The organism is Synechococcus sp. UW179A (assembly GCF_900473965.1).
Taxonomy (GTDB): Bacteria; Cyanobacteriota; Cyanobacteriia; order PCC-6307; family Cyanobiaceae; genus Synechococcus_C.
Window position 1 is genome coordinate 84,728 of the sequence record NZ_UCNJ01000005.1, and the last position, 22,916, is coordinate 107,643.

At 55.4% G+C, this 22,916-nt stretch carries 26 protein-coding genes, 1 tRNA gene and 1 pseudogene; 10 read left to right on the top strand and 18 right to left on the bottom strand.

Going from position 1 to position 22,916, the window contains the following annotated elements; translation table 11 throughout:
* Window positions 1-7 precede the first annotated feature (7 nt).
* The 6 genes from DXY31_RS02700 to DXY31_RS02725 all read right to left on the bottom strand — a co-directional run bounded on the left by DXY31_RS02700 (window position 8) and on the right by DXY31_RS02725 (window position 5,634).
* On the bottom strand, window positions 8-613 hold the full coding sequence (locus tag DXY31_RS02700) for a heme-copper oxidase subunit III (protein ID WP_114991818.1): 606 nt from the start codon (window positions 611-613) through the stop codon (window positions 8-10).
* A gap of 3 nt (window positions 614-616) precedes the next feature.
* Window positions 617-2,305 carry a cbb3-type cytochrome c oxidase subunit I gene (locus tag DXY31_RS02705; protein ID WP_114991822.1) on the bottom strand — a complete coding sequence of 563 codons (1,689 nt, stop codon included), beginning with the start codon at window positions 2,303-2,305 and terminating at the stop codon, window positions 617-619.
* Window positions 2,306-2,310: 5 nt separating this feature from the next.
* Window positions 2,311-3,258 carry a cytochrome c oxidase subunit II gene (locus DXY31_RS02710; RefSeq protein ID WP_114991826.1) on the bottom strand — a complete coding sequence of 316 codons (948 nt, stop codon included), beginning with the start codon at window positions 3,256-3,258 and terminating at the stop codon, window positions 2,311-2,313.
* Window positions 3,255-3,890, bottom strand: a complete 636-nt coding sequence (locus tag DXY31_RS02715) for a DUF2231 domain-containing protein (RefSeq protein ID WP_244279472.1) — start codon at window positions 3,888-3,890, stop codon at window positions 3,255-3,257. Before DXY31_RS02715 ends, DXY31_RS02710 begins: the two co-directional genes overlap by 4 nt.
* Window positions 3,887-4,387 carry a DUF2231 domain-containing protein gene (locus DXY31_RS02720; RefSeq protein ID WP_114991829.1) on the bottom strand — a complete coding sequence of 167 codons (501 nt, stop codon included), beginning with the start codon at window positions 4,385-4,387 and terminating at the stop codon, window positions 3,887-3,889. Before DXY31_RS02720 ends, DXY31_RS02715 begins: the two co-directional genes overlap by 4 nt.
* A 128-nt stretch (window positions 4,388-4,515) precedes the next feature.
* Window positions 4,516-5,634, bottom strand: coding sequence for a calcium/sodium antiporter (locus DXY31_RS02725; RefSeq protein WP_114991831.1), 1,119 nt, complete (start codon window positions 5,632-5,634; stop codon window positions 4,516-4,518).
* A gap of 125 nt (window positions 5,635-5,759) precedes the next feature.
* Here DXY31_RS02725 and DXY31_RS02730 point away from each other — a divergent pair, with 125 nt between their 5' ends.
* Both DXY31_RS02730 and pyrC read left to right on the top strand, forming a co-directional pair.
* A complete protein-coding gene (locus DXY31_RS02730; protein ID WP_114991938.1) occupies window positions 5,760-7,421 on the top strand; it encodes a SulP family inorganic anion transporter in 1,662 nt (553 codons plus the stop codon).
* A gap of 1 nt (window position 7,422) precedes the next feature.
* Window positions 7,423-8,520 carry a dihydroorotase gene (pyrC, locus tag DXY31_RS02735; protein ID WP_114991834.1) on the top strand — a complete coding sequence of 366 codons (1,098 nt, stop codon included), beginning with the start codon at window positions 7,423-7,425 and terminating at the stop codon, window positions 8,518-8,520.
* 34 nt (window positions 8,521-8,554) lie between these two features.
* Here pyrC and DXY31_RS02740 read toward each other — a convergent pair whose 3' ends face one another.
* The gene (locus DXY31_RS02740; RefSeq protein ID WP_114991836.1) at window positions 8,555-9,430 is read right to left on the bottom strand and encodes a DMT family transporter; all 876 of its coding nucleotides are present in this window, start codon (window positions 9,428-9,430) and stop codon (window positions 8,555-8,557) included.
* A gap of 264 nt (window positions 9,431-9,694) precedes the next feature.
* Window positions 9,695-10,471: a glucose 1-dehydrogenase gene (locus tag DXY31_RS02745; RefSeq protein ID WP_114991940.1), complete on the bottom strand. Its 777-nt coding sequence runs from the start codon at window positions 10,469-10,471 to the stop codon at window positions 9,695-9,697.
* 127 nt (window positions 10,472-10,598) lie between these two features.
* On the opposite strand from DXY31_RS02745, the gene DXY31_RS02750 reads away from it, so the two are divergent.
* Entirely contained in the window at window positions 10,599-11,438 is an 840-nt protein-coding gene (locus DXY31_RS02750; RefSeq protein ID WP_244279476.1) for a VOC family protein, read from the top strand.
* 61 nt (window positions 11,439-11,499) lie between these two features.
* Window positions 11,500-11,991, top strand: coding sequence for a DoxX family protein (locus DXY31_RS02755; protein ID WP_114991838.1), 492 nt, complete (start codon window positions 11,500-11,502; stop codon window positions 11,989-11,991).
* On the opposite strand, the gene DXY31_RS02760 is transcribed toward DXY31_RS02755, so the two are convergent.
* The 3 genes from DXY31_RS02760 to DXY31_RS02770 form a co-directional block, all read right to left on the bottom strand.
* Window positions 11,992-13,590, bottom strand: a complete 1,599-nt coding sequence (locus DXY31_RS02760; protein WP_114991944.1) for a GMC oxidoreductase — start codon at window positions 13,588-13,590, stop codon at window positions 11,992-11,994.
* Between the two features lie 50 nt (window positions 13,591-13,640).
* Window positions 13,641-16,343, bottom strand: coding sequence for a glucosidase (locus DXY31_RS02765; RefSeq protein WP_114991842.1), 2,703 nt, complete (start codon window positions 16,341-16,343; stop codon window positions 13,641-13,643).
* An 80-nt stretch (window positions 16,344-16,423) separates the two neighbouring features.
* Window positions 16,424-16,512: transfer RNA gene (locus tag DXY31_RS02770), tRNA-Leu, on the bottom strand.
* 48 nt (window positions 16,513-16,560) lie between these two features.
* Between DXY31_RS02770 and DXY31_RS02775 the strand changes: the two genes are divergently transcribed.
* The 3 genes from DXY31_RS02775 to trpA are packed head-to-tail and all read left to right on the top strand — an operon-like array spanning window position 16,561 to window position 18,012.
* Window positions 16,561-16,818 (top strand): NAD(P)H-quinone oxidoreductase subunit L, encoded by a 258-nt coding sequence (locus tag DXY31_RS02775; protein ID WP_244279478.1) that lies wholly within the window; start codon window positions 16,561-16,563, stop codon window positions 16,816-16,818.
* 3 nt (window positions 16,819-16,821) lie between these two features.
* On the top strand, window positions 16,822-17,160 hold the full coding sequence (locus tag DXY31_RS02780; protein WP_114991845.1) for a DUF3007 family protein: 339 nt from the start codon (window positions 16,822-16,824) through the stop codon (window positions 17,158-17,160).
* 45 nt (window positions 17,161-17,205) lie between these two features.
* On the top strand, window positions 17,206-18,012 hold the full coding sequence (gene trpA, locus DXY31_RS02785; RefSeq protein WP_114991849.1) for a tryptophan synthase subunit alpha: 807 nt from the start codon (window positions 17,206-17,208) through the stop codon (window positions 18,010-18,012).
* 3 nt (window positions 18,013-18,015) lie between these two features.
* Here the strand turns inward: trpA and DXY31_RS02790 are convergent, their stop codons facing one another.
* Window positions 18,016-18,384, bottom strand: a complete 369-nt coding sequence (locus DXY31_RS02790; protein ID WP_114991946.1) for an AbrB family transcriptional regulator — start codon at window positions 18,382-18,384, stop codon at window positions 18,016-18,018.
* A gap of 93 nt (window positions 18,385-18,477) precedes the next feature.
* Between DXY31_RS02790 and DXY31_RS02795 the strand changes: the two genes are divergently transcribed.
* Window positions 18,478-18,747: a YciI family protein gene (locus tag DXY31_RS02795; protein ID WP_114991852.1), complete on the top strand. Its 270-nt coding sequence runs from the start codon at window positions 18,478-18,480 to the stop codon at window positions 18,745-18,747.
* Here DXY31_RS02795 and DXY31_RS02800 read toward each other — a convergent pair.
* Entirely contained in the window at window positions 18,723-19,055 is a 333-nt protein-coding gene (locus DXY31_RS02800) for a c-type cytochrome (RefSeq protein ID WP_114991855.1), read from the bottom strand. The genes DXY31_RS02795 and DXY31_RS02800 overlap by 25 nt on opposite strands.
* Before the next feature lie 97 nt (window positions 19,056-19,152).
* Between DXY31_RS02800 and DXY31_RS02805 the strand changes: the two are divergent.
* Window positions 19,153-19,602, top strand: a pseudogene (locus DXY31_RS02805) (Nif11 domain/cupin domain-containing protein); the annotation flags it as partial.
* Here the strand turns inward: DXY31_RS02805 and DXY31_RS02810 are convergent.
* The 5 genes from DXY31_RS02810 to DXY31_RS02830 all read right to left on the bottom strand — a co-directional run bounded on the left by DXY31_RS02810 (window position 19,565) and on the right by DXY31_RS02830 (window position 22,178).
* A complete protein-coding gene (locus DXY31_RS02810) occupies window positions 19,565-20,122 on the bottom strand; it encodes a phosphate-starvation-inducible PsiE family protein (RefSeq protein ID WP_244279480.1) in 558 nt (185 codons plus the stop codon). The pseudogene DXY31_RS02805 and the gene DXY31_RS02810 sit on opposite strands and share 38 nt — an antisense overlap.
* A gap of 5 nt (window positions 20,123-20,127) precedes the next feature.
* The gene (locus DXY31_RS02815; protein WP_371639014.1) at window positions 20,128-20,325 is read right to left on the bottom strand and encodes a hypothetical protein; all 198 of its coding nucleotides are present in this window, start codon (window positions 20,323-20,325) and stop codon (window positions 20,128-20,130) included.
* A 98-nt stretch (window positions 20,326-20,423) separates the two neighbouring features.
* On the bottom strand, window positions 20,424-20,759 hold the full coding sequence (locus DXY31_RS02820; protein WP_114991862.1) for a hypothetical protein: 336 nt from the start codon (window positions 20,757-20,759) through the stop codon (window positions 20,424-20,426).
* On the bottom strand, window positions 20,756-21,157 hold the full coding sequence (locus tag DXY31_RS02825; protein ID WP_114991867.1) for a YkvA family protein: 402 nt from the start codon (window positions 21,155-21,157) through the stop codon (window positions 20,756-20,758). Before DXY31_RS02825 ends, DXY31_RS02820 begins: the two co-directional genes overlap by 4 nt.
* Before the next feature lie 94 nt (window positions 21,158-21,251).
* Window positions 21,252-22,178, bottom strand: coding sequence for a sigma-70 family RNA polymerase sigma factor (locus DXY31_RS02830; RefSeq protein ID WP_114991870.1), 927 nt, complete (start codon window positions 22,176-22,178; stop codon window positions 21,252-21,254).
* Between the two features lie 243 nt (window positions 22,179-22,421).
* On the opposite strand from DXY31_RS02830, the gene DXY31_RS02835 reads away from it, so the two are divergent.
* Window positions 22,422-22,913 (top strand): DUF2214 family protein, encoded by a 492-nt coding sequence (locus DXY31_RS02835; protein WP_114991875.1) that lies wholly within the window; start codon window positions 22,422-22,424, stop codon window positions 22,911-22,913.
* Window positions 22,914-22,916: the final 3 nt, after the last annotated feature.

Below are 22,916 nucleotides of genomic sequence, written 5' to 3' on the forward strand. Positions count from 1 at the left end.
ACGGCGATCAGCTGGTTCGCTGCCACACATAAATCAGCAGATAAAGGATGATCCAAATCACATCCACGAAATGCCAGAACAGGCTCACTGCTGTGACGCCCATATCCCCCTTGGCGTAGTTGTTGGGCCGGAAAGAACGCGCCAGCATCAGGCCCATCAGCAGGATTCCAGTGATCACATGCAGGCCGTGAAAGCCGGTCAGTAAATAAAACGTTCCTCCGAAAACTCCACTGCTTAAACTAAACGCCAGCTCCGACCATTCCACATACTGCCCATAGACGAAGTAGCTGCCCATGGCCATTGTGAGCAGCCACATGGCCCGAAAGCCCCAGAGATTTTCCTTATGCAGATAGCGCTCTGCGAAATAGGCAACAAAGCTGGAGCTCACAAGAATGACTGTATTAATCAAGGGCATTCGTGTCTCGAGGCCTTCGACACCTTCAGGAAGCCATTCAGGACTGGTGATCTTCAGAAGTGAATACCCGACAAAAAATGCCAGGAAGATAATGCTTTCCGAGCAGAGAAAAATGATGAAGCCAGTGAGATTGTGCCCGTCGTGCTTGATATGTCCGGGTACATGATTCAGCGGTAGATCAGCATTGGTGCTTGTCATGGATCAGGCCTCCATCGAACGTCGGACATAGAACTCCTCGTCTTCGACAAGGGGTTTGCCCAGGCCATAGCCATAGGGCTCACTGATCACAGTGGGAATATCGTCCTCGAAATTCTCTGCAGGAGGTGGCGAGGGAAGTAACCACTCCAGGCCAATGGCTCTCCAGGGATTGGCGGGAGCCTTCGCTCCCCTCGCCCAGGAGCTGACGATGTTGAGAATGAAGGGAATGGAGGCTACTCCCAGCATGAATGCACCGATACTGGCAATCACATTCCAGAGGGCGAATTCCGGGTCATAGGAGGCCACTCGACGTGGCATGCCGTAAAGGCCGGCCCAGTGCAACGGAAGCCAGTTGAGGGTTGCGCCAATGAAGGTAAGGGCGAAGTGGATTTTTCCTAGACCTTCGTAGTACATCCGGCCTGTGAATTTTGGGAACCAGTGGTAGATACCGGCGAAGATTCCGAATCCAATCGTGTTGAAGATGATGTAGTGGAAATGGGCGACAACGAAATAGGTGTTGCCGACATGGATGTCGATGGGAACCGTGCCCAGCATGACGCCGGTGATGCCTCCGAAGATGAAATTCACGAGTCCGCCCAGAACAAACAACATTGGAGTGGTGAGACGGATCTTCGCCCCCCAGAGTGTTCCCAGCCAGGCGAACACCTTCACACCGGTGGGAACGGCAATCAGCATGGTCGTGATCATCACCAGATTGCGCATCCACTGCGGTGTTCCCGTATAGAACATGTGATGGACCCAGACAATCAGGCCCAGGAAGGTGATGATGAACGAGGCCAATGCCACGAACTTGTAGCCGAAAAGGGGTTTGCGTGAATAAACCGTGATCAGCTCCGAGAAGATGCCGAACACAGGTAGCACCATTACATAGACCGCAGGATGGGAGTAGAACCAGAAAAAGTGCTGATAAAGCACTGGATCTCCTCCTCCTTCAGGTCGGAAGAAGCTGGTTCCGAAACTGAGGTCGAACAGAAGCATGATGGCGCCTCCCGTTAGTGCCGGGAGACCGATGAGCTGAAGGGTCTGCGCTGCCCATGCCGTCCACACGAACACGGGCATCTTGAAGAAACCCATGCCTGGTGCCCGCATGCGGATGATCGTGGTGACGAAGTTGATGGCACCCATAATCGATGAGACGCCGGAAAGCGCAACGGCCAGGATCCAGAGAAATTCGCCGTTGATCAGGTGACCGAGGGGGTTCTGAATGCTCACTGGTGGATAGGACCACCAACCCGATGAAGCGGGTCCGCCAGGTACGAAGAAGCTGCTCAGCAGCACGAAAGCAAAAACTGGCACCAGCCAGAAGGCAGCAGCATTCAGTTTGGGGAAGGCCATGTCTGGGGCACCGATCATGGTGGGGATCAACAGATTGTTGAATCCGTTCAGGACCGGGAACAGAAACAGGAACAGCATCACCGTTCCGTGCATCGTGTAGAGCCCGTTGTAGACACTGGGATCCACCAGATCCGCCGGCGGAGTGATTAATTCACCACGCATCACCATGGCAAGCAGGCCTCCTACAAGCAGGAAGAAAAGTGCCAGACCGATGTACTGAATCCCGATCACTTTCGCGTCGGTGTTGAAGCTGAAGAAACGCTTCCAGTTGTCGGGAGCGCCTGGGACTGGGTGGGGCGCTTTGAGCACCCTGGGGTCGTATTTGGTGCTGGTCATCGGGATCAGGCGTCGTGGGGCGCTTCGGGGTTACCGGGGTCGTTGACCATCGGTGGAGGGGCAGGGGGAACGGTGGCCCATCCACGGTCGCCGTCCTTGAGACGTTTTTCGTAGAGAGGGGTGCCTGGGCTGAGGCCCTGGACGAGTGGGCGCTTGGCTGTCTTGGTCAGCCAGGAGTCGTACGCCTCTTCCGACTCGACAATCACGTCGGTCTGGTTGTTGGAGAAGTAAGCGCCGCTGAACATGGCGTCGCGGAGTCGGAAGCGACCTTCACGGGTCGGCGTGATGCTGTAGGAGATCACGCTTCCTGGAATGATGTCCTGCTTGAGGCGAAATGCAGGGATGTAGAAGCTGTGAAGAACGTCTTCGGAGATCAACAGGAAGTTGGCTCGCTGATTGAGTGGTAGATGCAGTTCCGAACTGCGCACACCATCGGGGTAGACGAATTCCCACGACCATTGCCTGGATATCACTTCGATCGGTCCGATGTCTCGACGAGCGTCCAGGGTGGCGACAGCATCGGGAGACTGATTGAGAGCTACGTCGTACTTCTGCTTGGGCCCGAGCGAGGCAAGCTTTTCGTTCACATGGATCGAATAGAAGGCCAGCGACATGACAATGACAAAGGGGATCACCGTCCAGGTGATTTCAAGTTTGGGGTTGCCTTCAATCGGAAGCCCATCACTCTCGTCGTACTTCTCAGCGCGACTAAATAACAACGACCAGATAATGAAACCCACACAGCCGACGAAGACGAAGCAGCCGATTCCGACCTCGAGGCTGAAGAGATTATCGACATACGGCGCAGCCGTGGATGCTGGCACTGGAAGCCAGCCATAGGCCCAACGCGACACCTGGAAGCTCAACGCCGCATCCAGCGCTGCAGAAACCAGGATCACGGCTAGCAGCCTGAGCGGAAGGCCTTTTTTTGGACTCTGGCGAGTCGATGTCATGGCAGTGCCTCCTTGAGATCGGCTCCAGCTGCCAGCAACTGATCCGCCGTGATGTGCACACCAAATTCACTGGCGAGCCAGGCACCAAGGCTTCCATGAATACCCATCACCAAAAGGATGACCGCCCCACAGGCGAGATAAAGCCAGGTCACCTGGCGACCAAGGTCCTTGCGCCAGACGAAACGCAGGTATCCGCGCCAGATGGTCATCGCCACGATGATCAGCAGCAGTGCCACCCCTCCGATGGCGTGCCAGAGCATGGTGTCGATGGCGTTCTGGCCAATGACGCTATGAATGCCTGGCAGTGGCACGGCCAGAAGCATTTCAAAGAAGCCTGCGGCCACCGTGAAAAAGGTGATCACGCTGCAGGCCAGCACGTTGTACCAACCCACGTCATGGAAACCGGTTCGTGTCACTGGCAGTGCCAGGAAACGGAACACGCGTTTTTCCAGGGGATAGAACGCACCTGCGAAATCGAACGCGATTCCGATCGCAAACAAGCCGATCGTGAAATGAACCAGGTTCGGGTGAATCGGAATGGTGTAGGGGAGATCGTTGGCGCCGAGCTGATCGACGATCTCGTTGATGGGAGACGGAATCGCCATCATTGGCAACGGGATCGTGGCGTTCATGACACCGCTCCACTGCGGATGGCGTCGACCACTGGCACGGTGTGAAGCCCGTAAACCCAAACGAGCATGTCGCCCAGGTAAACCTGGCAGAACACCAGCGTGGCGAGCACGCCATCAATGACCAGAAATCCTGCTGGCAGACGAGTGGGATCCTTCTGTCTGACGACGTAGCGACATCCAGTGAACAACCCGAGCACACCAGCCAGTGACCAACCGATCGTGCTGTGGTAGTTGAGGATGTCGCGTGCTGCTCCGTAGGGACTGGCCAGACCTGCTTCGATCTGACCGAAGATGATGGCCACAAAGATGGAGACTGTGGCCACCACCAGATTCCAAAAGCTCACCTCGAAGAGGTTGCGCTTTCGTGTAATCACACCAAATAAATCGAACACAACTGTGATCAGCGCCATCGCGATCACGAAATGAACGATGATTGGATGGATGACATCCAGCCAGGGCAGATTTTTATCGTTGAGAGGTGGAAGCAGCTCGAGCATCGGCAAGCCGCGCAACGCTCTCTAAGGATGAACAGCTTTCAGGGTGCAGTCATCCTTTCGTGAACGAATTCTCCTGATGCTGTGACATGTCTCTCAATCCGAGCACTTTCAGCTCAGCTCAGCTCAGCTCAGCTCAGCTCGTTGGGCTCTTTGATCCGCTTGCGTTGTAGTTGTCGCCAGTACAGCCCAGCCTGAACAACAATCACGACAATCACAGCTGGAACCACAACGCAGAGCATCACCAGTCGGAATTCGTCCTGCCAGTTGGGCAGAGTGCGTGGCAGCACCTGATCCACCACATAAAACACATACAGGGCTAGCAGGATTCCACCCTCCAGTCGGGTGATCTGCCCTTTGGTCCAGAAGATCGGCATGCAGGCCAGTGCGGTCAGCACCATCACAGGCATGTCGCGTTGAATCAGCAGGGGACTCACCTGCAGACCACCGGCTCCAGCAGCTGCTAGTGAACTGGCGCCCAGCACGAGCAGCTGGTTCAGCAGGTTGCTGCCAACAACATTGCCAATCGCCAGATCGGTTCGCCCCTTGATTGCAGCCACCAGCGAGGTGATCAGTTCCGGCATCGAGGTGCCGGCGGACACGATCGTGAGTCCGATCACAGCCTCACTCACGCCTAGATAAGCAGCGGCTCCGCTGGCACCGCTGACGAGAACTCGCGATCCCACAACCAGCAGCAACACACCGAGCAGCAGAGACATCACTGCTTTCAGGATGCCGCGCTTGCCCTGGTCGGGGTTCACGTCGGGTTCGGCCCCTTCAACGCCGGCTGGCTCCTCACGGGCTGTGCGGATTTCCCAGATTGAATTGATCAGTAGGGCTAGCAGCAGTGCCACCCCCGACTGCCAGGTCACCCTCCCCGCTGAGGCCATGCCCCAGACCGCCGCAGAAACCGCGATCATCACAGGAACATCCCTGCGGACGAGGCGGCTTTCGACGCGCAGTGGCATCACTACAGCACTGCTGCCAAGCACCACCATCACATTGAAGATGTTGCTGCCCACCACGTTGCTCACCGCCAGGGAATCCAAGCCACGTAGAACGGAACTGATGCTGACGAACAACTCCGGAGCACTGGTTCCGAAAGACACCACCGTCAATCCGATCACCAGTTGAGGGATTCCGAAGATCAACGACAGCGTCACCGCCCCCTGGACGAAGACTTCGCCTCCTGCAAACAACAGGCCGATCCCGATGAGGACCTCCAGGGCGGATGTCAAAAAGTCAGGCATCGTGAGCAGCGGCCTGGCCTCATTGTGCGATGCCAACCAATGCCCATCAGGGAGCGAGGCTGCGTGGATTCAGTCCATTACGCAGACTGGGAATTAGCATTCCGCCACATTCGTTACGGTTTGGCGTGTTCCTGAATCACATCAGCACACGCAACGTCCGCGGGGATGTTTTCGGTGGTGTAACGGCAGCCGTCGTGGCATTGCCGATGGCCCTTGCTTTTGGTGTGGCCTCCGGTGCTGGAGCCGCTGCAGGGCTGTGGGGTGCTGTGATCATTGGCCTGGTGGCATCGCTTTTTGGTGGCACTCCCACGCTGATATCCGAGCCAACCGGTCCCATGACGGTGGTGTTCACCGCCGTGATTCTCAGTTTCACAAGCCAGATTCCCGACAGGGGCACTGCACTAGCGATGGCCTTCACCGTTGTGGTGCTGGCAGGCGTTTTTCAGATTCTGTTCGGTTTCTTCCGTCTGGGCCGATACATCACGATGATGCCCTACACGGTGATCTCGGGCTTCATGTCTGGGATCGGTGTGATTCTGGTCATTCTGCAGCTAGCTCCTTTCCTGGGACAAAGCAGTCCTCCCGGTGGCGTGATTGGGACGCTGAGCGCTCTGCCGCAACTGATCTCGGGCATTCAGCCTCTTGAGCTAGGGCTGGCGGTGATCACTTTGTTGATCCTTTGGTTCACACCCGAGCAGTTGAAGCGGTTCTGTCCTCCTCAATTGCTGGCACTCGTGGTGGGAACTGTGTTGTCGCTCACTCTCTTTGGTGACATTGAACTGCGCAGGATTCCCGAATTCACAGCCGAATTTCCCAGTTTCAATCCCCCGACCTTTTCGGGTGATCAGATCCGTTTGATGGTGGTGAATGGTGCCGTGCTCGGCATGCTGGGATGCATCGATGCCCTGCTCACGTCGGTGGTAGCTGACAGCCTGACTCGCACCGAGCACGATTCCAACAAGGAACTGATTGGCCAAGGCCTCGGCAATGTGATGTCGGGTCTGTTCGGAGGACTGCCAGGAGCGGGCGCCACCATGGGAACCGTGGTCAATATTCAGGCTGGGGGGCGCTCGGCCCTGTCAGGCATCGTCCGGGCCCTGATCCTGATGCTGGTGATTTTGCTGGCAGCGCCGCTGGCAGCACAGATTCCTCTGGCGGTGCTGGCAGGAATCGCTTTGAAGGTGGGCTTTGACATTATTGATTGGAGCTTCCTTCAGCGCGCGCATCACCTTTCGATCAAAGCGGCATGCATCACCTATGGAGTGATTGCGCTCACAGTGCTGGTTGACCTGATCTGGGCAGTATTTATCGGCGTTTTCGTAGCCAATGTGCTCACTATCGAACGGATGACAGCCCTGCAGGCCAGGGGTGTGAAAACCATTAGCACCACAGATGATGACGTTGAATTACCTCAGGATCAGCAAGCACTGCTAGATCAGGCGGCGGGACGTCTGCTGCTGTTCCAGCTCACCGGTCCGATGATTTTCGGTGTGGCCAAGACCATTAGCCGCGAACACAATGCCATCGAAGACTGTGAAGCCGTTCTGTTCGACCTGACCGAGGTCTCCCATCTCGGAGTAACTGCATCACTAGCCCTTGAAAACGCCATCAAGGAAGCTGTTGAAGTGGGCCGCTCTGTTTATCTGGTTGTGATGAACGGCTCAACACGCAATCGCCTCGAAAAGCTCAAGCTGCTTGAGCTTCTGCCCGAGAATCATGTGAGCGAAGATCGGGAAGAGATTCTTCGTCGTGCTGTGGGGGAGCTCCCCGTGCTTCAGGAGGTCTGACTTGGCGGAGGTTCCAACGTCCCTGGTGCTTCGCCGTCCGGATGACTGGCATGTGCACCTCAGGGATGGAGCCATGCTTCGGGCTGTGCTGCCTGCCACAGCCAGAACCTTTGCCCGGGCCATCGTGATGCCCAACCTGCGCCCACCGGTGACATCGGTGGATGCAGCTGAGGCCTACCGCAGCAGGATTCTGGAGGCCCTTCCTGAGGGGATCAGCTTCGAGCCGCTGATGACGGCTTATCTCACGGACGATCTCGATCCTGATGAGCTGGCGAGGGGATTCGCTCAGGATGTGTTCCGAGCGGCCAAGCTCTATCCCGCCAATGCAACCACCAATTCAGCAGCCGGTGTCAGTGATCTGTCCAAGATCTCATCGGTGCTGACCTGCATGGAGGCCATCGACATGCCCCTGCTGATTCACGGTGAGGTCACGGACCCTGATGTTGATGTCTTCGACCGTGAAGCCCTGTTCATCGAACGGCATCTGAAACCATTGCGCCAGCGCCATCCTCAGTTGCGGATCGTGCTGGAGCACATCACCACTGAGGAGTCGGCGACCTACATCCGAGAGGCTTATCAGAGTGGTGATGACCGCATCGCCGCCACAATCACTCCGCATCATCTGCATCTCAACCGCAACGCCATGTTCATGGGCGGGCTGCGCAGTGACTTTTATTGTCTTCCGGTGGTGAAGCGGGAATGCCATCGAAGGGCGTTGGTGAAGGCCGCGACCAGTGGTCTGCCCTGCTTCTTCCTCGGCACGGATTCCGCCCCCCACCCTCGCTCCGGCAAGGAGTCCGCCTGTGGGTGTGCAGGCATCTTCAATGCGCTTCATGCATTGGAGAGTTACGCCGCTGTCTTTGAACAGGCAAGCGCGCTCGACCAGCTCGAGGGCTTTGCCAGCGAGCATGGTCCGCGCTTTTACGGCCTGCCTCTCAACGCCGATACCGTCACGCTGGTTCGACGGCAGCAATCCGTGCCTGCGCGCCTTACTCCACCGAGATTTGCTTGCCTCGGGGATGACGCTCTACCCGACAGTGAGTGGCCTCTTCTTTTCCATGCGGGAGAAGCACTGGAATGGACTGCCGAGTTTCATTGACCATTCGGTTGAGTGCCTTACGTGTTGGTTGTTTTCAGGACACGGTCTTCGGGAGGGACTTGCTTGTTGAGCCGGTGATGCTGATGACTCCACCGACGCAGACAAGGATCGCGCCGACGATGGTTTCGAGCTGAATCGTTTCTTTGAAAAGAACGACTCCGTAGATTGCAGCGAATACAACCGAGATGTACTGGAAAGCTCCAATCTCGTGTGGCTTTGCGAATTGATAGGCCTTGATCAAAAGGAACTGGAATGCCAGTAGACAGAGCCCTGTCCCGAGCATCATCCAATAAGCCCACTCTGGTGCAGAGTTGAATTTTCCGATCGAGATCAGCCCGAGAACGACTACTCCACATAGCAGGAAATAGAACAACTGGGTCAGAGGTGATTCCGTTTTGTCCAGGTGATTGACTGCCAAAAATTCAATAGCTGTCACCAGGCCTGCTCCCAGGGCGACGAGGTTCCCCGGATTGGAAAAAATGCTGGCATCGGGCCTCACGATCACAACAACGCCAACGAAACCGATGATGATGGCGATCCATACCGCTCGGGGTATGTGCTGGTGGAGGAAGAGCAGTGCCAGGATCGGAATAAAAATCGGAGTGGTGTTAACCAGAACATTCGTATCTACAAGTGTGGTGAGCTGGGCTGCTGCAATGAAGAGCAGGAATCCTGTAATGCCTGTAACGGCTCTGAGCAGGTGATAGCGACCTTGTTCCGTTGGGAGGTCTCTACCTTTTCGAAATAAAATTATGGGTAGAAGAAGAATGAATGCGACCAGGAATGTGCCAAATGAGAACATCTCAACCGACAGGCTTTTGTCAACGTATTTGCCAAAGACACTCTGTGTAGTGTTTGCAAGAAAAGCAAGAATAATAAAAATAGTTCCAGTGAGAATTGATCGTCGCATGGGATGCCGTGAAGATGTCTTGACGTTGGGCGTAAGTGGTTGCCTGATGGAATGCTTGGGTTTTGAGAGTTGGCAGTAATTCCGAGATGGATTGCCTCTCCTGCTTCAGTCAGAGGGACGATGATTGATCGTGGTAATGGTTAAAAGTGATCCGCTTGTCGTATTTTTCTTGTTCAACTTTGTCTTTTTGAATCACAGGAAATCCTTTGAACAGTGATCCTCAGGCTTGCCAGCTCCTGTTCGTTGTTTTCGACCAAGCGACGATCAGAGTCCAGGGCTGCTCATCATGATGCCGCCGTCTGCGAACACGCTGGTTGCCGTCATGTAGCTGGCACCGTCACTCGCGAGGAATGCCACTACAGACGCGATTTCATTGGGCTCCGCCATCCGACCAATGGGGATGGCGGCATCGAGTTTGGCGAGCAATTCGGGATTGTTCATGGTGGAGTCGTTGATTGGTGTTGCCACTGCTCCAGGACCCACATTCACAATCGAGACGCCTTTCCCCGCTAGTTCAACTCCTGCTGTACGGGTGAGCATGCGGACGCCTCCCTTGGCGACGCAATAGGGCGTGTTGTCAGGCATGGGCCAGTCTTCATGCACTGAGGAGATATTGATGATGCGCCCACCGCTTCCCTGCGCGATCATCTGCTTTGCGGCGTATTGCGTTGCAAAGAACACGCCACGCAGATTCACATTCAGCACTTTGTCGAAGTCATCGGGAGTTGTGGTGAGGATCGAGGTGCGGGTCTCGATGCCTGCGTTGTTCACCATCACATCAACCTTCCCGAAGGTCTTCACCGCTGTATCGATGAGGCGCTGAAGATCATCCAGTTTTCCAACATCAGCCTGCACGCCAATCGCCTGGCCGCCCAGCTCACCGATTTCCTCGACCAACTCTTCAGTGCGATCAGGGTGGGAGCGGTAATCGATCACCACCTTGGCGCCCAGGGAGCCAATTGCTTCCACGATCGCTTTGCCGATGCCGGAATTGCCTCCGGTTACGACGATCACCTTGTCACGCAGACAGAGGGATGTCATCGCCTTGGGAACCTGAGTGGTCATGACAGTCAGGACAGAACAGCCCTTCAATAGCCGTTTTCTCTGCCCCCGTCAGTGTTCCATGGGCAAACGGCGCTAAGACTTCGTCAGTTGTGTTGATTGATCCATGACTGACATTCATCACGAAGCACCTTCCATCGAAGGAGTGGCCTTCTCGCTGCCCAAGCCCGGCAGTCTTGATCCACTCTTGGACGTGCTGGGTGTGACAGACGAAGGTCAGTCTCAGTTGGCCGGAGACACTCTGCAACGCCGTTTCGGACTCGCCGAGGGCAGAGCTGTGATACGGCATTACAAACTGGGTTGTGAAAAGCTCGACTATGTCTCCTTTGAGTTAGTCGATCCAAATTCCCAAGTCGATCCGGGACCGTCCAACACCCTCTGGTTTCAGCATGTGGCCATTGTGGTGAGCGATATGAATCGTGCTGCGGAGCGGTTGATGCCCCACGTCGTTCCGATTTCTGAGTCACCGCAGTGGTTGCCGAACGGTGTTGCAGCATGGAAGTTCCGCAACGCTGCTGGTCATGCCATGGAGCTGCTGTGGTTCCCGCCGGATCAGGGACATCCGCGCTGGCATCAGCCTGAGCCGAAATTGTTTCAGGGGCTTGATCACAGTGCCATTGCGATCAGCGACAGTGATCGGAGCCTGGCTTTCTATGGTGTTGAGCTTGGCTTGGAACTGCGCTACGCCACGCTGAATAGAGGCGTTGAACAGGAACGTTTGGACGCTCTCGTTAATGCCAGGGTTGCGATTCATGGTGTGAGTGGATCATCACCCTGTGGTGTGGAGTTTTTGCGTTATCTCAATCCACCACCGCAGCAACCCACCGCCGCTTCATTGAAACCGCAGGATGCGCTGTATGCGCAAATCCTGATGCATGCTCCTGGAGCTGGCACCGGTCGCCTGCAATGCGATCCAGATGGCCACAGGATCTGGATCCACTCTTAAGCCAATCCTCAAATTTCATCGGCCTCATAGTTTCTAGCGTTTAGAAAATGCTCGATAAGCGGTGGACCTCATTTCCCTGATTGCTCCCCCGTCACCCGACGGATTGGCCGCTGGAGGGCTACTCATCCTGAGGCTGTTTACCGGTTTTGTTTTCATCCGCCATGGCTGGCCCAAGTTGACCAACCTTGGGATTTGGGCCAATGCCATGAAAACACCGGCCTGGCTTTGTTTCCTTTCTGCCTTTTCGATGTGGGCGGGGGGAATTGCTTTGATCTTCGGCGTGCTGACGCCGCTCGCCGCAGTGGCCATTGCCGTGTCGATGCTCTACGCCATGGTGCTGGAGATCAGCAATGGCTTTCCCTTCATTGCCCCAGACCCATTCCAGATTCCTGATGGTGACTATGCCGGCCCGATGGGAACAGGAGAACCCCCGAGTTGGGAGAAAGCTGCTATGTACGTGGTGATGTGTCTAGTGCTCATCACCGCGGGTGGCGGACCTTACAGCTTGGATTTGATCTTGATTGCTCCTCGCTTACAGACATTGCTGGGCTGATCAGCCCAGCCTCTCCTTGAGGTGATCCGCGACCCGGATGGCATTGGCAATGGCGGTGAGTGATGGATTCACCGCTGAGCTGCTGGGAAAGAAGCTGGTGTCAACGACATAGAGATTGTCAACATCGTGCGTGCGACAGTTGGTATCCAGCACCGAAGTCGCTGGGTCTTCTCCGAAACGGCAGGTTCCAGACTGGTGTCCCACTGCCGCAATGTCCATGGAGGATGCGAAGTAAACCTGCCGTTCAGCCAAGTGATTCTTCAGATAAAGCTTGTCGAGTAGGCCTTCCAGTCGGTTGACCAGTTCCTGGGAGGCTTTGTTGTTGGTGGGTGTATAGCTGAGTTTGATCTGACCATCCTGATTCACTGTGACGCGGTTGTCGGGTCGTGGCAGATCTTCGGTTTGAAGCCAGAAATCAATGGAGTGTTCCGCGATTCGGTCCATGCCCCAGGTGGGTGCAGGTGCGGTGAGTAGTGGTTTGTAACCCTTCATCATTGCCCCATTGGTTTTCCCCGTCATTTGCAAATTGCCCATGGGGAAGTCGAAGTCTTTGTCTCCGAAATACCAGTCATGAACTGCCACCGTCTTTTGGAAGACCGTGGTATTGGGCTCATGGGCAAGAGCTACCACTGCCTTGCAGTTGTGATACATATAATTCCGGCCCACCTGGTCGGAACTGTTGGCCAGTCCCTTGGGGTGAGAGTCGTTAGCCGACATCAGCAGCAATCGTGCTGAATTGGCGGCTCCTGCGGAGACCACCACAATGTCACCTTTGAAGCGCCGTTGCTCACCCTGGTGGTTCACCACCACTTCCGTCACCTGTCTGCCGCTGCTGTCGGTGTTGAGCCTGAGCACTTCTGCTTCTGTGAGCAGCATGACGTTGTCATGGTCGAGGGCAGGTCGCACCCCCATTACTTCAGCGTCACCCTTGGCATGTACCAGACAAGGGAAGCCATCGCAGCGGTTGCAGCGCACACAGTCGCTAAAGGCTGGATTGACCTCGTTGAGGGCGACTCCTGTCGGGGCGTGAAATGGATGCAAGCCTGCGGAGCGCAGGTCGTTGACCAGCTTCTGCATGCGCGGTTCATGGCTGATTGGCGCGTAGGGGTAGGAAGAGGAGGCCGGTGGCTCGGTCGGATCCTCGCCACGCAGTCCATGCACGTGGTACCACTCCTCTGCTTTGCGGTAATACGGCTCGAAAACGTCGTACTTGACTGGCCATTCCGGTGATTCGCCATCCACATGAATCACCGACTCGAAGTCGCGTTCTCTTAGGCGAAAGTGGGCAGCTCCGTACATCTTTGAAGCGCCGCCAACAAAATAGTGGCTCCCAGGCTGGAAGCTCTTGCCGTGTTTATCCAGCCAGTGATCAGTGGAGACATAACGATCTTTCTGGAACACCTCCGCCGGGTCCCAGTTCTGTGGCTCCCGCGGTAGCCAGCCCCCACGCTCCAGGATCAAAATCGAATATCCAGAACTGGCGAGTGCACGGGCCAGTGAGCCACCGCCGGCGCCACTGCCGATGATCACCACGTCAAAGTGGTCAGCATTCGGTTCAATCGGTGTATGGCGATTGGCGGCGAGGGTGACGTGATCCATCAACGGGGCCTAACGCACTAATTGCAAGCTAGGGAGATCATCCCTTCCCGTCACCGCCAACGTTGTAGTTGAGTAATCATTTTGGCGACAACGGCGGTCCAACCTGTCTGGTGACTAGCGCCTACGCCAGCACCATTGCAGCCATTGAAGTACTCATTGAACTGAAAAAGATCGCGCCAAGCAGCGTTGTTCTGGAACAGGTCCACGTCTCCGTTGAAGGCGCGTCGACCCGATTCATCTCGTCGGAAGATTCCGACCAATCGATGCTCCAGTTCTAGCGAGATCTGCCAGAGGTTCAGTTCACGGCCTGAACCGGTTGGAAACTCCATCTTGAATTCGTCACCGAGAACGTGACCGAACTTCTGCAGCGCCTCAATTAGCAGATAGTTAATCGGCATCCATACCGGACCTCGCCAGTTGGAGTTGCCGCCAAACATGGCAACAGGGCTATCGGCAGGACTGAAGCTAATCGTGGCGTAGTCGTCACCCTGTTGATAGGAATATGGGGCCTTCTGGTACACCTTGGACAGACTGCGGATGCCGTAAGGGGATAGAAACTCCTCTTCGTCGAAGACCCGGGTGAGAATCCGACGCAGTCGATCAGGAGGCACGATTGAGTACAGAACGCGATCGTGATGCCATGTTCCGAGATGGCTAATCGCATCGAAAGGCGCTCCGCGATCTTCGCCCAGTTCATTGAGATACCTGCGCACATCGAGGGATGGGATCTCGCCCACTGTCGCGGCATCGAACGTGGCGACTGCAAGCAGCGGAATCAGCCCGCTCAGAGAGCGTGTACGGAGGTAATCAGTGCTTCCGTCCGGCCGCTTGAGCACGTCGTAATAGAACCCATCCTCTTCGTCCCAGTTGACGTAGCCACGCCCTGTGGGACTGTTCAAGGCGTACGTGAGACGACTGAAGTCAGCGACGAAACGTTCGCATAGGCTTTCGTATTCCTCTCTGTCTTCGGAAAGCAGAACGCATGTCTCCAGCATGTTCAGGCTGAGCATGCCCATCCAGGCCGTACCGTCTGACTGTTCGATGCGGCTTCCGTCCTTCAGCGGATAACGGCGATCGAAAATCGCGATGTTGTCGAGTCCAAGGAAGCCACCTTCGAACAGGCTGTCGCCATTGCGATCGGTACGGTTAGCCCACCAGCCGTATTCCAGCAGAAGTTCGCGGAGGCTGGCACGCAGAAACGGATAATCCTTGCGGCCGTAGCAGCGCTCGGTGATTAAGAAGATGCGCAGTGCTGCCCAGGCTCCGATCGGTGGATTGGCGTCGGAGAGTGCCCATTCATAGGCCGGGGACTGGCCATTGTTTGCGGTGTAGGAGGCCTGGCGCAGCATGCGTGACTGACGCTTGGCTTCACCCGGGTCAAGCTCTGCAAAAGCCACGGCATGGAACATCAGATCCCACTGGCAGAAGTAGGGATACTCCCAGCAATCGGGCATGGAGATGATGTTGCGAGCTCGCATGCTGCGCCAATAGGCGTTTTCGGTATGCCACCGCTCTTCTGGTGGTTTGGCTGAATTGCTGTCGCCTCGTAGCCAGCGGGCCACATACCAGTCGTAGTACTTGCGACACCAAAACAGACCAGCTGCCGCAGCGGCATGAATGGCTCGGTCTTCATCGTTCAGGCCTGGGGCCACCCATTGAAGGTGGTCTTGCCAGTCTTGACGTCTCTGCTCAATAAGGGCGGTTGTCGCGGCGGGTTCGATGCTGCCCTCAATCTTGTTCCCGTCTGGGTCACGTCGACAGAGTCTGAGATCCACTTGCCAAACCTCGCCGGGATCGAGATTGCGCTGCAGGAGGAGAGCAGCCTTGCTTCCGGTCTGATCCGGATTTACGGCATCGACCTTTCCCTCGATCAGATACCGGTGAAAGGCATCTTTCACGTAGGGCTGCTTCAAAGGCTGGTTGTAAAGCCGCAGGGTGTTGGTTTCGTTCTCGGTGAACAGCCAGGCCCCTTGTTCGCTGCAACTCAGGCTGTAGGAGCCCAGTCCCTCAACAGCACTGCTCACGAGCCGATCGTCCTTCACGCATAGCGAGGGGGTGCTGCCGTCGTTCTCCCTGTTCTCACCCCAGCACCACGTGTTGCGAAACCAAAGGGTGGGAAGCAGGTGGAGTGCAGCCTTGTCTGGTCCACGGTTGGTGAGGGTCAAACGGATGACTACATCTTCCGGCGAGGCTTTGGCGTACTCCACCTCCAAATCGAAGAACCGATTGTCATCAAAAATTCCGGTGTGAACCAGCTCGAATTCGTTCTCGTTTCGACCGCGGCGACGGTTTTCGTCTCTCAGTTGCTGGTAAGGGAAGCTTTTCTGGGGGTACCGATACAACGCTTTGGCATAACTTCCTGTAGGCGTTCCGGCCAGGTGGTACATCATGTCCTTGATGTCTTCACCGTGGTTGCCCTCAGGATTGCCGAGACCGAAGAGGCGTTCCTTCAGAACAGGGTCTTTTCCGTTCCAAAGGGTCGGAGCGAAGCAGAGGAGACCCTGCTCATCACTGATCCCGAGCAGGCCGTCCTCGCCCCAGCGGTAAGTGCGCAAATGGCTGTGGTCGAAAGGGAACGATTCCCAGGCATTGCCATCTGCCGAGTAGTCCTCTCGAACGGTGCCCCACTGCCTGTCGCTGAGATAGGTGCCCCATCGATCCCAGGGTTGATGCCCATTGTCACGCTCGCGGCAACGAATGAGTTCTGCAGGTTCCTCGCCCAGCTGTGCGTTGGAGATCACCGAAGTTGACATGAACGAAACACCCTCATGTTTCTGAAGTTAATAAGGGTGATCTGGAATGCCCATGACGAAAAGGCTTGTATCAGTGCTGGTGGTGGGGGCGGGGGGACTTGAACCCCCACAGGATTTTCATCCCAAACGATTTTAAGTCGCGTGCGTCTACCGATTCCGCCACGCCCCCAGGACCACCGGCACCGTGATGGCATTCTAGATTCCACCTAGATGGCCCATGACGCAGACGATGGAGACTCTCCTCAACGCGGTTTCCCTGGACACCTTGCTCGTGATCGGTGCCTATGTGGTTCTGGGTGGTGCCTATCTCGTGGTGGTCCCTCTCCTTCTCTACGCATGGATGACTCGTCGCTGGACTGTGATGGGTAAATATGAGCGTTTAGGGATTTATGCCCTAGTGTTCCTGTTTTTTCCAGGTCTGATTGTTTTTGCTCCATTCCTGAATCTCCGCTTTAGCGGTCAGGGTGAGGTCTGATCGTTGACGCGTGCCGGAGTCCTGAAACTTGGCCTTGGTCTTCTGCTAACTGGTGGTTTGGGCTACTGGCTTTTTGAAGCTCTCGGGCTTGAAGGATTTTCTGCGGGTATTGCCGCCGAGGCCCTTCTGGTAGTGATTGTGGTCATCTGGACTAGCTCCTATCTGTTGAGAGTGGTCACTGGTCGCATGACTTATATGCAGCAACGCCGTCGTTATCGCAGCGGTTATGACCAGCTCACGGCTCAGGAGCTTCAGGAGCGGTTCGATGCCATGACGCCGGAGCAGCAGCAAGCACTGATGGCCTCCATTGCCGAGGAAGAGACCACTCAGGCGTCTGAGTAGTTTCAGCCGACCTCTAGGCTCCCCTTCATCACAGTTTCAGAATCCGTGACAGAGCAGTCTTCACGCATTGCAGAGGTCTTTGTGAAGACCGCCCGTGAGCAGCGTCTGGCACTGATGCCTTTTGTGATGGCAGGTGATCCTGATCTTCAGAGCACGGCTGATGTGTTGCTCAGTCTTCAGAATCATGGAGCTGATGTGGTGGAGCTTGGAATTCCTTACAGCGATCCTCTTGCCGATGGACCAGTGATCCAGGCCGCGGCTCACCGAGCTCTTGAACAACTCACCACACCGGCAAAGGTGTTGGAAATGTTGGGTGGATTGCGTGATCAACTCACCATGCCAGTTGTGCTATTCACCTACAGCAACCCATTGCTTAATCGAGGACCAGAACGTTTTTTTTCAGAAGCTGCCGCCGCAGGTGTTTCCGGTTTGGTTGTCCCTGATCTTCCCCTTGAGGAAGCGGAACGTTTGTCTCCACTTGCAGCACAACATGGTCTTGATCTTGTTCTGCTGGTTGCTCCAACCACGCCTGAACAGCGCATGCAGCGAATTGCTGCTTCCAGTCGTGGTTTCACCTATCTGGTCTCTGTGACCGGTGTCACCGGAGAACGCTCAAGTCTTCAAGAACGTGTCGGACAATTAGTTACTTCTCTGAAGCGATGTAACGCTGGTCCAGTTGCAGTGGGATTTGGAATCTCAGGCCCTGAGCAGGTCCGTCAGGTGCGGGCATGGGGTGCCGATGGAGCGATTGTTGGCAGTGCTCTGGTTAAAAGAATCGCCGCTGCCCAACAAGGGTGCGCAGCGGCGGAAGCAGGTGAATTTTGCCGAGAACTACGTGCCGCAGCTGGCTGAAGATCACTCTTCGTCTTCGTCAGTGCCACCAACGGGAACGAGGCGGATCTGTTTACGCCCAAGCTTGATCTCGAATTCATCGCCAGGCTTGAGATCCAGCATGGCGGTGTAAGCCTTGCCGATCAACAGATTGCCGTTTCCTTGAACGGTTGCCACGTAGGAAAGCTTGCGACCACCCTTGCCAATACCAGCGGAACCACCACCAAGTTCGATGCCCTTAGCGTTGAGAAGAGCTTCGTAAAAAGCAGTGAAATTAACGCGATCAGAACCATCCTTCTTTTTCGAGACATAGCCACAGGCAGTAGCTAGGTCTGTCTTGGAGACGTCACCTAAATCCTTTACCTTCGCAAGGAGTTCAGCACCAGTGAGCATCATCATAAAAATAATCTACCTTCTGAACATAGCGCTTAATGTGCAGTATGCGTCAACCTTACGGCGCAGATTTTTTTAACCGGAGGTGAATCTATGGCCCGCTTCGTTCTCTGGGGGACTTATTGCGACAATGCACTGGAAAAAAGAGCTCCGTTTCGCGATGAGCATCTCGAGCGGCTTAAAGCCCTCAAGGAAAGTGGGACATTGATCACCCTTGGTCCGACTGTTGGCAGTACACACGTTTTTGCAGTCTTTGAGTCCGACAGTGAATCAACAGTGCGCGCTCTGCTTGAAGCAGATGTCTATTGGCAAGAAGGAATCTGGACGCGCCTGGATGTTTATCCCTGGATCCAGGCATTCTGAGCCTGCTGCCAGACCCACTCGGCAACCACGATGTCATTCCCTGCTCCGAGAGCATCGGCATAACCGCTCATTTGTCCGATTCCTTCACGGGCAATCTGTGCGATCGCTTGAGCGTTGTTGAGCTCTCGTTTCTCGAGGGCCTTGAGTTTCAGTGTTCGTCCTCGACGAATGATATTTCCGCCGTTGGGATGACATCCAGCGCAATGCAGATCAAACAGTTGCGCTCCTGATCCGCTAAGCCCCCAGGCGTTTGAACTCTGCCAGAACAGTGTGATCAGCATCAGCGCCCCTGCTAGCAGAGTCTTCATCACCAAATAGCAGGTGATGTCAGTCTGCCTTGGTGCAAGTCACTGGTTGGATCTGAAACTGTGGGTTGTCAGGATCACAGCAGTTGTTTCTGATCTGATGGCGGAAGAGGATCTGCAGCATTTTTTGTTGAAGGTTCAACAGCTCAACGCATTGGTCAGCAGTCTTGATGCTGATCCGGACCGTCGTCGACAGTTGGCCGCATGCTCAACTCACAATGCCGTTGTGCGGCTGGCCAAATTATGGGGGTATTCCATCGGTCGCCGCTGGGGAGAGCCGAGTGTTGAGGCACCAGGTTTATCCAATCTGCTGGCAGAGGCGCCTGCCGCTTCAGGCCATGAAACCGAAGAGGAGTTGTGTTCAGGCAGGGATTGGAGACTGATCAGGATCAGCTCCAACGGATCGTGTAGCCCGGAGGGTTTCTGGTACCAGCAGAAAGAGCATGAGTGGCTCACCCTTTTGAAGGGCAGCGCAACCATCCGACTTGAAGATCCAGAGGGATGGGTTGAACTCAGCGTGGGGGATCAGCTGATGTTGCCAGCCGGTCGACGTCATCGGGTTGAGAGGACGGATGCTGATCCTGGAACGGTATGGCTCGCTCTCTACTGGAATGAGAGTCCAAGCGAGCATCCGGTTCAGCCGATCGTTTAACCAGCCAGTAAGCCCCCGCTAAAGCGATGGCGGAGACGCCGAGACCGATCAAAAGCTGAGGTTTGTCTTCTGCACCTTTCGGGAGAACAATCACCTTCCTGGCTACGGCTGTGAGTGCTGTGACCAGCACCAGTTCGATTTGGACGACGTGGCGACGCAGATAACTAGTGATGTTCTGCAGCACTTCAAGGGCGACCAGCACTGTCAGCAGATCGCCAAGGATGCGAATCAGACCATCACCCAGCCAGTAGGAATCCTGTTCATTGGTGATCAGAGACAGAGCCACGCGGATTGTGAGCTGCACAATCGACGCAGCGATCACAACAGCCGTGATCGCGGTGAGCAGGATGGCGACCTGCTTTTCACCCGCATCAACCCATTGCAGGAAACTTCGGCGTTTGCGACGGGACTGAATCACTGTGATCAGTTGCTGCTGAATGGGTTGAAGAAGGGTTTGGCAGGTGTGTCGCCAGGGGGGTTCTCGATCTTGGTGTTACAGGTGATCGATCCATCAGCCCCTTCAACGCAGTCGGTGGGAACCACGGTGCTCTGTTCGCCAGTACGGCTGTTGGGGCCTAGCAGCCAGACCTCTGATTGAGCCATCACGCCCTGAGGGAGCATCACGCTGACAGCGGTGAGGAAGCTGACGCCGAGAAGTCTTTGCGGGACGGATGCCATGAAGAATCAGACAGATACCTCCATGTTGCCTGCGATCGTGTTCAGCCGGTGCAGTCGTCTCTAATTTCTCTCAGCAAAAGATCCAACTGACCGAAGGGATCGGCACTGTTCTGAGAGGTGTTGGCGCCTGAATCCTCAAGCGCAGGTGCTCCGGGATTGGCTGCCCATTCGGCTTCGATGGAGCAGAGCCTGGCTGCAAGACGAGGCATGCCTCCAAGCACATGCTCACGCTCCAGGACCTCCATCAGGGCTGGCATGCGAGTGGATGTGGCTCTGAGGCTGCGGCGCAGGTCCGACTGGGTGCGTCCTTGCTGCTTGAGCCAGTCCTTCAGCAATGCAGCAAGGTCATCCTCCAAATCTCTTGACCAGCGGGTCATGGGCGGTGGATTGGGAACCATTGATCCAGTCTGCGTTGCGCCCGTTGCCTGATCTCTGGAGTGATGTGATTCCTGCATAGACCCATGACGGCTGTGAGGGCCACCAGGTCATCACTAAAACCTGCCACAGGCAACAGGTCAGGGATGAGGTCGGTAGGGACCAGAAGATAGGTGAGGGCTGCTAGCAGGGTGAACCTTGCTTGAGGCGGCGTTGCCGGATCAAGCATCATCTCCAGTGCTTCCAGGGCTGGGCGAGCAATGGATCTTCCAGCCCGCTTCAGCAGTTGTCGGAATGCAGATTCATCAATGACTTCGCTATCGAGCACTTCTGCATCCAGCACCTCCCCGTTGAACCCTGTGTTGAACTCCGTGGTGCCTGAAGAGGAGCTCGAGGTCATGGCGAAGGCAACAAATCGGACACGTATAACAGTTTCACCCCTTTGAGTTGATCTGCCAGGAGGAGAGCCGAATCCACTGGGGGTGGGTTCCCGCTTAGACGCTCATCTCAACTAAGCCGTGTTGGATGCCGGTCTTGCGCAATTTGCGCAAAGCACGTTGCACCACTTGGCGACAGTATTCACGGCTGCAGTTCATATGCCTGGCTACTTCGGCAAGTGTGCGCCATTCATGGCTGCCGTCGAGGCCAAATCGCAGCATCACCACTGTCCGTTCTTTAGGCGTGAGATTGGATTTGTCCAGCAGCTTCCAGGCCGAAGCAGTCCTTTCTGCGATTTCCGCCCGTTCCATCGGTGGAATTTCATCACTGGGGAGAACATCGACCAGTTCTGAAGGATCTGATTTTGATTTCACGACCCCCTGAAGGCTGACCGTCACACTGCGTAATTCACAACCGAGCAGATCTTCTACCTCGCTGAGGGAAATTTGCATCGACTCTGCAAGTTGTTCCGAGGTTGGAGGCAAGCCATTGCTCTGCATCAGTCGAGCTTTGGCAGCACGCAGTTTGGTGAGTTTTTCATTCACATTCACGGGAATACGAATGGTGCGGCTCTGCGTTGAGAGAGCACGGTTCAGACCTTGCCGTATCCACCAGTAGGCGTAGGTGGAAAAACGGTGGCCGCGAGTTGGGTCGTATTTCTCGACGGCGCGTGTAAGTCCAAGGGTGCCTTCTTGAATCAGGTCCAGCAGGTCAAGCCCCTTGCCCTGGTAACGCTTTGCAAGATTCACCACCAACCTCAGGTTGGAGGTGATCATCTGATTCTTGGCCCTTTCTCCTCGTTTAATCGTGCGCTTCTCTTCATCGTTATAAACACATGCTTCTCCACTTCCACCCGCAAGCTGACAGCGCTCGTTCAGAGCGACCATGGCCTGTACTTTGCGACCCATGGTTAACTCCTGTTCAGGAGTCAGTAGTTGATGTCTGCCGATTTCGCCCAGAAATGCACTTAGTGAACTCACCATCACATGTATGCCAGAGTTCTTTGAACCTAGGGCGAATGGCTTTTTATCTGGCGCGTGTAATGAAGACTGCGGAATTCATATTTCAGACGTAATTCTGAATTTGTACCGAATTCAAGTTTTGTTCATAGTGTGATTCGTTTCGCTTCATATTTGAGTTGTTTTGATTGCCCGGGCCTTCCACATGAAAGCAGCGGAGGTTTCCTCTCAGCCGCTACTGTCGCCAGCAACAAATGATTCGCCCCCATGTTGCTGGCCACTGTGCTGACTCCTGAGATTGCCAAGAGTGCTGGAGTGGCCTACGTCCATTACCTGAGCTTCATGCTCTGCTTCGCGGCCCTGGTGGTGGAGCGGCGGCTGATTCGTCCGGATCCCGATCGCAGGACCGCCACGGCCATGGTGATCACCGACATCATTTATGGAATTGCGGCGCTCGCTCTGCTGGTCAGCGGAATTCTGCGGGTGCTCTACTTCGGGCAGGGCAGCGACTTCTACACAGAAAATCCACTGTTCTGGTGGAAAGTCGGTCTTTATCTGAGTGTCGGAGGGCTTTCGCTCTATCCCACGGTCACTTACATCCTCTGGGCGATTCCGCTGCGTAAGGGTGAGTTACCCAAAGTGGGCCAAGCACTGGCAACGCGTCTGGGCTGGATCATCAATGTGGAGCTTGTTGGATTTGCCCTGGTTCCGATGCTCGCCACACTGATGGCTAGGGGTGTTGGTCTTTCCGCTGCCTAAGTA